At 59.0% G+C, this 13,852-nt stretch carries 11 protein-coding genes and 1 pseudogene; 10 read left to right on the top strand and 2 right to left on the bottom strand.

Annotation, left to right across the window (positions count from 1 at the left end; all coding sequences use genetic code 11):
* The first annotated feature begins 5 nt into the window (after window positions 1-5).
* From C8D92_RS12870 to C8D92_RS12840, 7 genes are all read left to right on the top strand, one after another.
* Entirely contained in the window at window positions 6-1,229 is a 1,224-nt protein-coding gene (locus tag C8D92_RS12870) for a type II secretion system F family protein (RefSeq protein ID WP_116919577.1), read from the top strand.
* 218 nt (window positions 1,230-1,447) lie between these two features.
* Window positions 1,448-2,326 carry a prepilin peptidase gene (locus tag C8D92_RS12865; RefSeq protein WP_116919576.1) on the top strand — a complete coding sequence of 293 codons (879 nt, stop codon included), beginning with the start codon at window positions 1,448-1,450 and terminating at the stop codon, window positions 2,324-2,326.
* A gap of 191 nt (window positions 2,327-2,517) precedes the next feature.
* Complete coding sequence (coaE, locus tag C8D92_RS12860; RefSeq protein ID WP_116919575.1) at window positions 2,518-3,135, top strand: dephospho-CoA kinase; 618 nt, start codon at window positions 2,518-2,520, stop codon at window positions 3,133-3,135.
* Window positions 3,136-3,360: 225 nt separating this feature from the next.
* Window positions 3,361-4,410 (top strand): hypothetical protein, encoded by a 1,050-nt coding sequence (locus tag C8D92_RS12855; RefSeq protein WP_243402443.1) that lies wholly within the window; start codon window positions 3,361-3,363, stop codon window positions 4,408-4,410.
* The gene (gene tsaA, locus C8D92_RS12850; protein WP_116919574.1) at window positions 4,407-5,132 is read left to right on the top strand and encodes a tRNA (N6-threonylcarbamoyladenosine(37)-N6)-methyltransferase TrmO; all 726 of its coding nucleotides are present in this window, start codon (window positions 4,407-4,409) and stop codon (window positions 5,130-5,132) included. The genes C8D92_RS12855 and tsaA overlap by 4 nt, the downstream gene beginning before the upstream one ends.
* A 171-nt stretch (window positions 5,133-5,303) precedes the next feature.
* Window positions 5,304-7,154 (top strand): response regulator, encoded by a 1,851-nt coding sequence (locus tag C8D92_RS12845; RefSeq protein ID WP_095610868.1) that lies wholly within the window; start codon window positions 5,304-5,306, stop codon window positions 7,152-7,154.
* A gap of 63 nt (window positions 7,155-7,217) precedes the next feature.
* Entirely contained in the window at window positions 7,218-7,433 is a 216-nt protein-coding gene (locus C8D92_RS12840; RefSeq protein WP_095610869.1) for a DNA gyrase inhibitor YacG, read from the top strand.
* Between the two features lie 424 nt (window positions 7,434-7,857).
* On the opposite strand, the gene C8D92_RS12835 is transcribed toward C8D92_RS12840, so the two are convergent.
* Window positions 7,858-8,412 (bottom strand): YfaZ family outer membrane protein, encoded by a 555-nt coding sequence (locus C8D92_RS12835; protein ID WP_116919573.1) that lies wholly within the window; start codon window positions 8,410-8,412, stop codon window positions 7,858-7,860.
* 356 nt (window positions 8,413-8,768) lie between these two features.
* Here C8D92_RS12835 and C8D92_RS12830 point away from each other — a divergent pair, with 356 nt between their 5' ends.
* The 3 genes from C8D92_RS12830 (at window position 8,769) to C8D92_RS12820 (ending at window position 13,342) form a co-directional block, all read left to right on the top strand.
* A complete protein-coding gene (locus C8D92_RS12830) occupies window positions 8,769-10,985 on the top strand; it encodes a hypothetical protein (RefSeq protein ID WP_116919572.1) in 2,217 nt (738 codons plus the stop codon).
* 263 nt (window positions 10,986-11,248) lie between these two features.
* Window positions 11,249-12,160: a glucosaminidase domain-containing protein gene (locus C8D92_RS12825; RefSeq protein WP_116919571.1), complete on the top strand. Its 912-nt coding sequence runs from the start codon at window positions 11,249-11,251 to the stop codon at window positions 12,158-12,160.
* A 264-nt stretch (window positions 12,161-12,424) separates the two neighbouring features.
* Window positions 12,425-13,342: an acyltransferase gene (locus C8D92_RS12820; protein ID WP_116919570.1), complete on the top strand. Its 918-nt coding sequence runs from the start codon at window positions 12,425-12,427 to the stop codon at window positions 13,340-13,342.
* Here the strand turns inward: C8D92_RS12820 and C8D92_RS15875 are convergent.
* Window positions 13,332-13,535: pseudogene (locus C8D92_RS15875) on the bottom strand (response regulator transcription factor); the annotation flags it as partial. The gene C8D92_RS12820 and the pseudogene C8D92_RS15875 overlap by 11 nt on opposite strands.
* Between the last annotated feature and the right edge of the window lie 317 nt (window positions 13,536-13,852).

Genomic DNA, 13,852 nt, shown 5'->3' with positions numbered 1-13,852 from the left:
CCACCATGGCAGAGAACGCGGACAAGCTCACGACCTTTGTCTGGGAAGGCAAGGATCGTAAGGGCAACAAGTCCAAGGGCGAGACGATGGGCGCCAACGCGGCTCTTGTAAAGGCCCAGCTACGCAAGCAGGGCATCATGCCCGATAAGGTCAAGAAAAAGCCGAAGCCGTTGTTTGGTGGTGGCAGTAAGAAAGTGACGCCGTTCGACATCGCGATGCTCACACGGCAGCTGGCGACGATGATGAAAGCGGGTGTTCCACTGGTGCAAAGCTTCGATATTGTGGCGGACGGCCTTGACCATAAGGGGCTGCAGGAACTGCTCTCCAGCGTCCGGAACGACGTGGCCTCCGGCACCAGTTTCGCCGGTGCGCTGCGGAAACACCCGAATCACTTTAATGACCTCTATTGCAACCTGGTGGATTCCGGTGAGCGTGCGGGCGCCCTTGAACAGATGCTGGATCGGATTGCCACCTATCTGGAGAAGACAGAGGGACTCAAGAAGAAGGTCAAGAAAGCCATGACCTATCCGATTGCCGTTATCGTGGTCGCGATCATCGTTACGGCGATCCTTCTGGTGAAGGTTGTGCCGCAGTTCGAGAGCCTGTTTCAGGGCTTTGGTGCGGACCTGCCCGTTTTCACGCAAATGGTGGTGAATTTATCGGAGTGGATGCAGGCTTACTGGTTTATCGTTCTTCTCGGAATCGTCGCCACGATTTTCATTTTCAGGGAAGCGCTGAAACGCTCCCCGAAATTCTCTGACTCCGTAGACAAGATGCTTCTCAAGTTCCCGATTGTGGGTGAGATTCTGGACAAGTCCGCGGTTGCCAAGTTTGGCCGCGTTCTTTCCACCACCTTTGCGGCCGGCGTTCCTCTGGTGGATGCTCTGGACTCTGTTTCCGGTGCCACTGGCAATGCCGTGTATCGGGATGCCGTTCTGCAAATCAAAGATGACGTGTCCAGCGGCACCCAACTCCAGGCGGCTATGCGCTTGGCCGAAGTATTTCCGGTGATGGCCGTTCAGCTCACGGCGATCGGTGAGGAATCCGGTAATCTGGATGAAATGCTGGCCAAGGTGGCCGAGCACTATGAAGCCGTTGTCGATGACATGGTCGATAACCTGACCTCCCTGATGGAGCCGATCATCATGTCGGTACTGGGGGTGCTTGTGGGTGGGCTAATCATCGCAATGTACCTTCCGATCTTCCAGATGGGTCAGGTGGTTGGTTAACGCCAACTGATTGCTTCCAATTACTGATATGTCGCCACAGAAAAACACGGACTGACACGGAAAGCGCCCTCTGGGCGCGCAGGACAGAGGCAAGAGAATTCTGCTCTGTTATTGGTGGTGAACATGCCTCTCGCCACTTTTTATTGGTTTCTTGCCTCTTTCCGTCAGTGCTTTCCGTGTCTTTCCGTGGCTAAAACCAAAATCACTAAGATGCCCCAATGTCCCTATTCGATCCCATCCTGACGAACCCCTGGCTTTTCTATCCCCTCTTTTTCATTTTCTCGCTCTGCATTGGCAGCTTTCTGAATGTCGTCATTCTGCGCCTGCCCCGGATGATGGAGCAGGAGTGGCGGGGCCAGTGTGAGATGTTGCTGGAGGTGCCCGAGAGCCAGCGTTCGGATGAGTCGACGGTCACCCTTTCCCGCCCCCGGTCGACCTGTCCGAAGTGCGAGCACCAGATCCGGGCCATCGAAAATATTCCGGTGGTGAGCTACCTGTTCCTACGGGGCAAGTGCGCGTCGTGCGGTACCGGTATCTCGGTGCGGTACCCGATCATTGAGCTGATCACCGCCCTCTTCTCGCTGTTTACCTTCTACTGGTTCGGCTATGGCGCTCCGGCGTTCTGGGCCCTGGTGCTTGTCTGGGGGCTGATCGCCCTGACGGTGATTGACTACGATACGCAGTTACTGCCTGACAACATGACTCTCCCCCTGCTCTGGCTGGGGCTGATACTGAACTATTTCGGCGTATTCACCGACCTCGGGACCGCCCTCTGGGGTGCCGTCGCCGGTTATCTGTCCCTGTGGTCCGTCTACTGGCTCTTCAAGATCGTCACAGGCAAGGAAGGCATGGGGCACGGCGATTTCAAGCTGCTCGCCGCCCTGGGCGCCTGGCTGGGCTGGGAGCTTCTGCCGGCCATTATTCTGTTGTCGTCACTGGTCGGCGCCGTCGTCGGCATCACCCTGATTGTCTTCCGCAGCCACGGGCGCGAAGTGCCCATTCCGTTTGGACCATATCTGGCGGCAGCCGGGTTACTCTGTCTCTGGTTCGGACCAGAGATACTGTCGGCCTGGTATGGGTATCTTGGGGTGCGGTGATAAAGAGAACGATTGTTTCGCCACGGAAAACACAGAAGGGCACGGAAAGCGCCCTGCGGGCGGAAAATAGTGGCAATAGGATAGCGACAACCGTAAGAGGCTAAAGCCTTTCTTGCTACTTCTAACTTGCTACTTTTTCCGTGTCCTTTCGTGGATTCCGTGGCAAATACTCACTAAGGCATGAAACACCTATGAAAACCATCGGCCTCACAGGCGGTATTGGCAGTGGTAAATCGACGGTCGCGCGTTTTTTTCAGGAGCTGGGCGTTCATGCGGTGGATGCCGATGATGTGGCGCGCGAGGTGGTGGAACCGGGGACGCCCGCTCTGGCGGCCATTGCGGATCATTTCGGGAAGGACATTCTCCAGGCCGACGGCGCTCTGGACCGGGCAGCGCTTCGGTCGGTCATATTCGAAACGCCTTCAGAACGGGAGTGGCTGGAAAAGCTTCTCCACCCCATTATCGAGGAAGAACTGACACGTCAGCTCTGGATTCATCCGGATACCCCGGCCCCCTCGGATTATGCCCCGGGGTATACCCTGCTGGTGTCGCCGCTGCTGCTGGAGACCGATCAGCATCATCTGGTCGAGCAGGTCATTGTGGTGGACGTGCCCGAGTCTGTTCAGATCCAGCGAACCACCGCCCGTGACGACAACACGCCGGAGCAGGTGCGAAAGATCATCGACGCCCAGATGCCACGGAACGACCGATTGGCGAAGGCGGACATTCGGATTGACAATGATCGGGACGAAGGCTCGGTGCGTGAGACGGTGAAGGCAATTCACCGGCAACTGACAGAGATAGGGTAGCCACAGAAAAACACTGAAAACACGGAAACGCCCTTCGGGCGAGAAGAATACTCAGAATGGAACATCTAGATCGATGAGAAGGCACCCGTCCGAAGAAACGAAGGACTCGAAACCGCGCGACCACTGCATCCGTCTTCAATGTCAGATTCATTAATGGTTTCCGTGCTTTCTGTGTTTTTCTGTGGCAAACCAAACACCTCCTGGCATCTCCGCTCAAATCGCCAAATGGTAGACCGGCATCCTGTTCTGTTGCTGACCGGCCTGCTCCTCAGTGCGCCTGTTGCGGCGCAGTCTCCGGATAACGCCATCAACCTCGCCCCTCTGAATCCCGACGGCCTCGGTCCGTCTTTTTTCACCTATGAGCCGGACGAGCGCTATTACCCGGACAAGGAGACGTTCTGGCTCAGCCCGTCGGAATGGGTGATCCGCCAGCAATCGGTGCGTTCCAGGCAGGTGCATTCATTGGGCCTGTGGGCGGATCAGACACTGTCCGGAAGTCGACGGGCTGTGCCCGATAATGAAAGCTATCTGCGTGTGGGCTTCGCGACTCAATCGGAGACGGGTGAGCTGGCAAAGATGGAACCGGAAGCCCGCTTCCGGCTGGATCTTCCAACGGTGGAAGAGAAGCTCCGGCTGGTGATCGAGAGCGACAGCGAGGAGAATCTGCCGCTGTCCGAGCGTCAGCGGGATCGGCAACTGACCAGCGAAACCCGCACCGAGGGCGACATTACGGGTGCTCTGCGCTACCTGGGCCGCCTCAGCGACACTGTGAATCTCTCGACGGACGTTGGCATTCGCGGTGGTCTGCCGCTCAACACCTTCGCACGGGTGCGTTCAACCGGCTACTTCAAGCTCGGCCAGCACTGGCTCACGCACATCGACCAGCGGCTGTACTACTTCAATCAGGACGGCTGGGGCGAAAGCACCTGGGTAGCCTTCGACCGAACCATTGGCGAATGGGACTTTCGAGCGGCGTCGGAGCTGCGCTGGGTGCACCGCAACCGGGAGTTCGAGTTCTCCCAGATTGTCAGTGGGTTCCATCGCGCCAACAACCGTTCCACGTTCAATCCGCGTATTGGCATTCTGGGCGAGAGTCAGCCGGGCTGGCGCACAACCGAGTACTTCACGGACCTCAACTGGCGTTACCGGCTCTATGACGACTGGCTTTACAGCGAGGTCATCCCGGCGATCAATTTCCGCCGGGAAGACAGCTTCGACAGTCACAGCTCCCTGACCTTACGAATTGAGATGTTCTTTGCGAGGAATTTCCGATGACGGGCCACTCCCTGACCCTTGAACCCATCGCCATCACGCGCTCCTGCTTCCGGGAAAAATTCGCGGTGCCACGCCAGCCGGGTCAGACACGCCACGCACACGCCGAACTGGTGATTCAGCCTCCCTACAACCGCGAAGAGGCGTTCCGGGGGCTGGACGATTGCTCACACCTGTGGCTGACGTTCCATTTCCACGAGGCCGGCGGCTGGCGCCCGACAGTGCGGCCGCCGCGGCTTGGTGGCAACCAGAAAGTGGGCGTTTTCGCCACGCGCTCGCCGTTTCGCCCGAATCAACTGGGGCTGTCGGTGGTCCGGCACCACGGCCTGGAACGGCGCGGAAAAGAACGGGTGCTGCTCATTCAGGATCACGACCTGATCGATGGCACACCGATTTACGACATCAAACCGTACCTACCCTGGGCGGACAGCCATCCGCAGGCCACCATGCGCTGGTCGGGAGAGGCACCACAGGCCACACACACCGTCCGCTTTTCAGCCGAGGCCGAAACCCGGCTCGCCCACCTCTCACCAACCTCCTACCCGGACTTTCGGCAGTTGATCGCGGACCTGCTCACCTGCGATCCACGCCCCGGATTTCGCCGTGGGGGGAACGAACGGCGCGTTTACGGTGTCCAACTCTATGATCAGGATGTGCGATTCCGTTTCGACGACGACACGGTTGAGGTTCTGGATCTCATTCCTGTTGACCAAGCCCTGGCTTGACGCCAAATCTGTCGTACACTGTCGATATGACAGCCTGATAATGGATCGTCAGGGCGTGATCATCGCCACCAACTGGAATAACCACGGATTCGGCCTGTGCCCTTAAGGATAAGACGCCAATCACCTCTCCGACTTCGTATCGGCTGGCCTCTCGTCTGGTCGCTGACCACGATGGCGGCGTTGATTGCCTCTGCATGGCTACCACTGGCGCCCAGTGAAGTGGTGTTATGGCAGGTGGTCACCGTCGTGCTCGGTATCGCCTGCGTCGGCATCAGTTGGCAACGGCACATCGCCGCCCCCATGCAACAGTTGAGCGAGAGCGCCGCGACCAACGAAACGACGGATGAGGCACTGCTCCCGGTGCAGGAAGAAGCCCGTGCGGCCAGAGAGGAAAGGGACCGCGCCATTGCCGCCAATCTCGGCAAGACCCGGTTCCTCGCCAATGTAAGCCACGAGTTACGCACCCCCCTGCAATCGGTTCTGGGGTGTGCGAGCCTGTTGGAGGACAGCCATCTCGACAGCGAACAGCGGGATTACCTCCAGACACTGCATCGCTCGGCGGAGACCCTATCGGGTCTGGTCGAGGATCTGCTTGATATCTCCAGCATGGAAGCCGGGCGACTGATACTCGACCCGGTCGTCTTCGACCCCCGCACGACTCTGGATGATCTGGTCGCCATGCTCGGCGAGCGGGCCCAGGAAAAGGGCCTGGCCCTTGAGCTTCGCGTGGATGAAAACCTGCCCATCGCGGTTATCGGCGACCCGCTGAGACTGAGGCAGGTACTGCTCAACCTGACGGCAAACGCCATTCATTTTACCGACGCCGGTCACGTCCTGATCAGCGCCGAAGTGCTCGATAGCACACGAGACGCTACCAAACTGCGTTTCACCGTTGAGGATACGGGCATTGGTCTGACGAGCGAGGACATGGCCCGGATCCGGGAACCCTTCTCCCAACCCGACGAACACACGGCCCGTTCCGGTATGGGGGCTGGCTTGGGGCTGACCATCTGCAACCAACTGGTTGGCCTGATGAGCGGCTCGCTCGATGTCCAGAGCGAGCGGGGACAGGGCACCGCATTCTGGGTGGATCTACCCATGCCCCAACCCACCGATGGTCTGTCACAGATCCGTCCGGATGACCGCAGGCTGAACGGCGGCCGCATTCTGGTGATCGACTCCTATGCCCTGTCTCTGAAGATTACGCTGGAGATGCTGGCCCGCCACAACGTCGACATAGAGGCATGCAAATCCGGTAGCGACGCCATCGCTGTCATCCGGCAGGCAGTCGAGATTGGCGCGCCATTCGATGTTGTCATCGTGGATAGCTTCATGCCGGATACGACCAGCGAGGCACTCTGCGAGTCGATTCGCCAGGAACCGGGCTGCTCGGAGACGCGCCTGCTGATTCTCTCAACCACGGTCCATCGCGGCGATGCCCGGCATTTCAAAGGGGCCGGTGCGGATGCGTTCCTGGGCAAATCGCTGCGCGAATCCCGCCTTGCCCCCATGCTGAACCGGCTGATTGAGGACCGTGAGCGCGGCGAGCGCCGGTTCCTGACCCGGTTCTCGATCAACCCCTTACCCGCGGATCATGCACCTCCGCAACTCCGTTGTTCCGACATGCATGTCCTGTTGGTCGAAGACAATCCGGTGAACCGGATGCTCACCCAACGACTTCTGGAGAAGCTCGGCTGTCAGGTGGAAACGGCCGAAGACGGCGACCGGGCCCTCGCCCGGTTACGGACTGAGGCATTTGACGTGGTTCTGATGGACTGTGTCATGCCCCGCATGGACGGTTTCGATGCCACCCGACAATTGCGCATCTGGGAAAAAGCCCATCAACGGCATCCAATCCCCGTCATCGCGCTGAGCGCCAGCGCTATGGCGTCGGACGAGCAACAGGCCCACGTTTCGGGCATGAATGCTTTCCTCGCAAAACCCGTGAGCCTTGAAAAGCTGCATCGGTGTCTGGAAAACTTCTGCCCATCGAGCCAACCAACCCAAACGGCCACGTCCTGAGGCAGCGTATCGCCTCCCTTGTTGTGGCCACTTCGCGAACCGATTGAAGAACGATACACCGCCATGAACGTCACCTGCCCCACGTGCAAGACCGTCCTGGAATGGGACTCAAGCAATCGCTGGCTGCCCTTTTGCTCGGAGCGCTGCAAGATGATCGACCTGGGTGCCTGGTCCAATGAGGAGTATCGGATTCCGGCGGAGACTGCGTCGCCGGATGATCTGGATCAAGGATCCTCTGAGGTGGAAGAGGACGATGATGGGAAGCGGGATTTTCTTTGATTCGCCGCGGAATCCGCGGAAGGACGCGGAAAAAGAGAGCGACGGTTTGCCACGGAAGGACACGGAAAGCACGGAAGCGCCCTTCGGGCGAAACCGAGAATGTCTGAAGGTTTTAAGGTCTGAAGGTTTGAAAGATCGGATCGATCGTTACCTGTAGCCGATGTCTCCGACTTCGGAGTCGTCCGCCGGACGACGGTTCGATATACACCACATTCTGTCTTGTAGGAGCGAGCTTGCTCGCGACATAGTCAGCGTTTTTGGCACTGATACCGGGCGTCAAACCAGTCGCTTGCAAGCAAGCTCCTACAGGTTGGTCCAGGAATCGATCCGGGCCCGCTGGTTGCCTTGGCGGGCAACTCCGAAGTCGGAGACATCGGCTACATTTGCCAGCCGCCACCGACTTTCAAACCTTCTTCCAACCGTCTCAGAAAAACAACCGGATCCCCGCCATCACACCCTCGTCCAGCGTGAGGTCGCCTCGTGGGTCGAGGTCGGTGTTGACGTAGCGATAGCCGCCGAAGATTTCGGCGTTGCGGATCAGGCGATAGCTGGCCTGCGCGTCGAAGCTGGTCATGTCATCGGAATCGCCGAAGGACAGAATGGACGGCGCGTAGTGAAGGCTGCCACCGACGGACAGACCGGGCACGTTGGGGACGTTGACCGTGGCAAAACCACCCACGCCCACGGCACCGCCATCCGCCGGATCGTCATCCCAGCCAATCGCCCGAAAACCGATGCCGGCCGTCGTCGGGAGATTACCGATCGCCGTCTGGCCCTGTGCGTGCAGATCCAGGTTGAGGATGTGGCGACTGCCTTCGTGGTAGGTGTAACCCGCCCCCAGTTGAATCTCTGACTGACGTGGCATGGTGTTGAACTGGCCCTTCACGGAGTCATCCGTCAGGCTGAGGTCAAAGTCGGCCGCCGCGACCGGAGCTGCCAGCCCCAGTGCTAACGACAGTGCAGTAAGGCGACGAAACATAAAGGTACTACCTCGCGTCCGCTGAGTTTTCGCCATGGTATCCGCAGGGCTCGGGTCGCTCAACTGACAATCCGGTAAGTTAAGCTCCAGAGGACGGGTTCTGTTAATTGGTGCACTGTGACGCCGGTTGGGTAATAGTATGATAGGCCTCAGAATCCGCAGAGACCACGCGGGAATACAAGTTGCCACGGAAGAACACAGGAAAGCACGGAAACGCCCTGCGGGCGAACCCCAAAAGGTCTGAAAAAAGAGCTCGGTTGGGTGAACGAAGGACGCCAAACCGACGATATTCAATACTGCCTTTTCCGTGTTTTCAGCGTTTTTCCGTGGCCCTGACTCATCAATGGAGTGTTTCAATGCCACGTCGCCTGACCATCATCATTATGACTGGACTACTCATCACCGGCTGTGGTGGTGGCGACGATGCCATTAAAGATGCTGGCAGCCAGCCCAACAGCTTCCCCGGCAACAAGAATCCCGCCAACGGGTTTTCCGAGCAGAGCACCGGGGACAGCAGTAACAACAGCGGGCTCGAGCAGAACGAAATCCGGGTGACGGTTGAAGTCCCCGGCAGCCTGGCCCCGGACGCCGAGCGGTCCCGCCGTAACCTGCGCCTTGTGCAGCCGGATTCGCTGAGGGTCTATCGCACCAACCACACACTCAACGATCTGGGTAGCGTCGACGTGACGCGTCGCACGGACGATGACGGGTTCACCGTGCTGAAACTCCCCAATGGCCAGCCGCTGGCGCCCAATATCGTGATCGAAGCGACCGTCAACGGTCAGACCCTGCGCGGGCTGGCGACGGATACCGACCGCGACGTCAAGATCAACCCGTTCTCCGAATTCCTGGTTCGGGACGGGCTGGGAGGCTACTCCCAGTCGGACTACCAGGCCGCTCTCGACTGCATCAACAACAACACGGACGACGGCATTCTCTGCCTGAACGCCGTGGCGTGGAGAACGCTGTCCGACCAGATTCACGATTTTGAGATCGCCATTGCGGACAATGCCACGCTCAGCAGTGCCATCACACAACTGCGAGAACGTTCCGATCTGACGCGGTATGTGGACGACATGGCGCAGCTGGCCACGCTGCCACCCGGCTCCGGCGAGACCATTGACGGCGAGAATGTGAACATGAATGCGGTTTTCTTTGGCCTCGAGCTGGGCAGTACGCAACTGATTGCCAGCGGTTCCAATCAGGCGGGGCAATGGGGGCTGCTCCGGGGTGCGGAGGAATCCATTTCAGATGGGGCGAGGGTCTATCCGAGCAAGACGTTCACAAACTTCAGTGGAAGCGGCATTCTGAACATCACCGGCATTTCCACAGACATCCCCTACGAACGGACGACACTGGCCAACTTCCCCAGTGGCAACCTCGACTACCGTGCGCCGGAGTTCTGGACCGTCAACACACACAGCACCTCGCCGGGTGGCGCGACGATTGAAGGCCAGTCCCGGCTTCGTGCCGGCCGGAGTCTGTTCCAGAGCATCACCGGCGAAGGAAGCAGCCAGACCCTGGGCTGGACCCGCAACCCATTCCCGCTGGACGGGCATCTTCTGGGTGGCAAGAGCAACACGAGAGGCCTGGTGGCCAGCTACCTGAGCGGCACGAAAGCCATTGAGCTGGGAGGCCACAGTGGCGACTACACGCGACTGGCAACTCAGGAGGAGAGTTTTTCCGGCATCTTCGACATCAGCCTCGCTCAAAGCGAGGGCTTTGCGGTCACAACGCTGAAGGAGGAATACCGGGTTGTCAGCTTCTCCGCTCAACTGAGCGAGGAGAGCAGCCCCCGTTTTCGTGCCGATTCCTATGTGGGCAAATGGTCTCGCCAATCCGGCACGAACACGGAACAAACCTACAAGCAGACGGCAACAGGACGACGTATTTCGCGAGCCATTGACGGTACGATTTCCGCCAACGATGTGGTCAATTCGAATCGGGCTGACCTCGTTATCAGCAACCGAACGTCTCTGGTCAACGACTCGGAGGGCGGCCTCAATGAACAGGACACTGGTCGGCTGAATCTCGACAGCAATAGCAGCCTGGGTAATGACCTGGAACAGCTCTCGTTAGCGATCGGCGCCGCGTCACCGGATGGCGGCGTGCTCGCGTTCACGCTCGATAACCCCGGCGACGGGACTGGCCTTCTCATGGCGGTCAAGCCGCCCGCAACCGGGAAAGAAATCACCGGCACGTTCCAAGTGCAGGGTGTCATTACAGGCCTGTCCCAGGACGAGAACCGTCTTCAGCAATGGCAAAATGCGCAGTTGGCGATCGTTGCTGGCGGCGCCACCACGTTGACACCATCAGGGCACGATGTGTCCCAGTCACTTGCAGATGGCTCGCTGGACACTCCGTCGGAACTGGCCGGCAACTCACTGAACCTGACCTGCAATGGCTGCGACGATTCATCCGGCCAGCTGCAGTTCACCGGTAGCGGCGTGACTCTCACCGGTTACAGCAACGCCGGCGAGGACGTGATGGTGCTCCAGTACCGGCAAACCGTCGGCAATGAGGAACGGCTGGGATTGCTTCTCGCCTACCGGCGCCAGGAGTCTGCGCGGTAGAAAGTCGCACCGCTGCGACCGCCCCACTGCGGTCCCTTTTGAGCGCTCATTTTCGTTACATAGAACCACTATGCGCCTCAAATGACCGTCAAAATGGACCGCAGTGGGACGATCTCGCCTGGCACGATTTCTACCGCGCAGACTCCTAGCGTCCATCCGACCCGGCCAGGAGTGACATGCTACACTCCACTGTCGCGTCCGGGTCATTTGCTGACTGAGTCCGTGAATGAACCCTTAACCATTTTGGACAGACGGAGCGACTCATGGGAGTAAGCCGTAACCTCCTGGCCCTGATCATCACCCTGGTACTGGCCTTTGTGATCGGTGCGCTGTACACGCCACCTCCGGCCGAGCGCCGTTTTCACATTCAGGAGCGCGAATTTGACGGCATCGCCCAACTTCCGGCTCTCCCCGGATGGAGCACGAACGCCCTGCCCGATTTTTCCCAGTACTCGGATGTCCAGACGAAAAAAGACGCGTTCTTCTCGTTCCTCTATCCACGCATTGTGCTTGCGAACACCCGGGTACTGGCGCTGCGCCATCATCTGATGACACTGGATAACAAAGCGCCTCTCACAGCCGACGACGAAGCATGGTTGACCCGGCAGGCCAAGCGCCTGCGAATTGACACGGAGCTCGCTCCCGAGGCGATTATTCTGGAATTGCGCGAGCATCTGGACGTGATTCCCCCGTCGCTGGTCATGGCACAGGCCGCCAACGAATCGGCCTGGGGTACGTCGCGCTTCGCCCGCAAGGGGAACAACCTCTTTGGTCAGTGGTGCTTCTCGGCCGGATGCGGCATCGTGCCCGCCAAACGCAGTGCTGGCGCCTCCCATGAGGTTGCCAGCTTCTCCTCGCCCTACCATTCCGTACGCGCCTACATTGAGAACCTCAACCGTCACGATGCGTACCAGGGACTCCGTGACGTCCGACTGGCCTCGCGGCGGCGCGGGTATTTCCCGAACGGGGTCGGACTCGCCACAGGGCTTGAGAGCTATTCCGAGCGTGGCCACGCCTACGTCGAGGAAATTCAGAGCATGATCCGATACAACAAGCTCACTCGGTACGATGACCGATACCAGACCCTGCTCGATCGAGGAAACCTGGCCCTGAGGGATGTGCTGACCGGGTCGGAGACGTTGGCGATGGGGGACCAAGCCAAACGAGAAGGATGACGTTGCCACGGAAGGGCACGGAAAGCACGGAAATGCCCGTTCGGGCGAATCCAAAAGGCTCTGACGGCTCGTCGTTAGGCGCGCCGCTGCCTCCTCAGGCACCCAACCCTATTCAGCACTTTAATGCATTCTTTTCCGTGTTTTCTGTGTCTTTCAGTGGCGCTCGCCCTTTTGACACGAATTGGCCCAAACCGCCCACCTGAGATCCGTGCGGCATTCCGGTTTCCATGGCACAATGCCACGCTTTTGGAGTTTTGACGGACCATGAAACAGCTTCCTCCTGGCCCGCTGAAAGGCATTATTGCTGTCCTCGGGATTCTGGCCCAGACACTGATCCTTTTCCCCTTTCTGCTTGTGATCGCCTTTCTGAAACTGCTGATTCCGATTACGCCCTTCCGGACGCTGTGCACCACGCTTCTGGACGGGATAGCGCGGCTCTGGATCGGGTTCAATAACAAGCTGGCCGATACCCTGCACGCCATCGACTGGCAGGTGGAAGGGGCGGACGACCTGAGCCGTTCCGACTGGTATCTCGTGACCTGTAATCATCAGTCCTGGGCGGATATTCCGGTGATACAGCATGTTCTGAACCCCCGCATTCCGCTCCTTAAGTTTTTCCTGAAACAGGAACTGATCTGGGTGCCGTTTCTGGGGGTGGCCTGGTGGGCTCTGGATTTCCCGTTCATGCGACGCTACTCCAAAGAACAGATCGAGAAGAAGCCGTCCCTGAAGGGCAAGGATCTGGAGACCACTCGGGCGGCCTGCGAAAAATTCCGGTACACGCCGGTGACCGTGTTCAACTTCATGGAAGGCACACGATTCACCCCTGAAAAGCAGGCGGCACAGGGCACCCCCTATCGTCACCTGCTAAAGCCCCGGGCCGGTGGTACAGCGTTTGTTCTCGGTGCCATGGGGGATATGCTGCATAAACTGTTGGACGTGACGATCGTCTACCCGGACCGCCGGCACGGCTTCTGGGATTACCTCTGCGGACGGGTCCAGCGGGTGGTCATCCACATTCGGACGGTCGAGATTCCGTCACAGTTTCTCGGTATGGACTACACCAGCGACGAGGCGATCAAGAGAGAATTCCAGGAGTGGATCGCAAGGATCTGGTCTGAGAAAGACGAGCGCATCGAGGCCATCATGGCCGACACGGTCCCGGCAGCGATTACACGATAACGCCGAGTTCCCGGGCCCGGACAATCGCCTGGGTCCGGGAGCGGACCCCCAGTTTGGCGTTGATGCGTCGGGCGTGCGTCTTCACGGTGTGTAGGGATATATGCAACCGGTCCGCAATGGACTGGTTCGACAGGCCATTGGCGATGAGTTCGAGAACGCTCCGCTCCCGATCACTGATGGGCTCATGCATTGGTGTCGCCTCGCCTGAACCACTAGGCTCAAGCTCGAACAGCGGGTAAAGCCGATCCAGCCCCTCTTCAGCCATCAGCTCCGCCAAACGGGTGTGTTCAAACCGGGCCTGCAACTCGGCACGGAAGTCCAATATCGGACTCACAACATGAGCTTCTGATGCCGCTCGAGCCGTCGTGCGGAGTAACGCCAGACCATGGCCAGATCCGGAGTCGAAGCGGCGGATCGTCTCCATCAGTTGGTGATAAAGCGGAATCTGGGGAAACGCGCTCAGATTCAGCCGATCGCCCACGGTGCGGAACGGCCGGAACCCATGACGAC

This window comes from Tamilnaduibacter salinus (assembly GCF_003096655.1).
Lineage (GTDB): Bacteria > Pseudomonadota > Gammaproteobacteria > Pseudomonadales > Oleiphilaceae > Tamilnaduibacter > Tamilnaduibacter salinus.
Note: the sequence above shows the minus strand (reverse complement) of the source record. Positions and strands in the feature narration are given on the sequence as shown.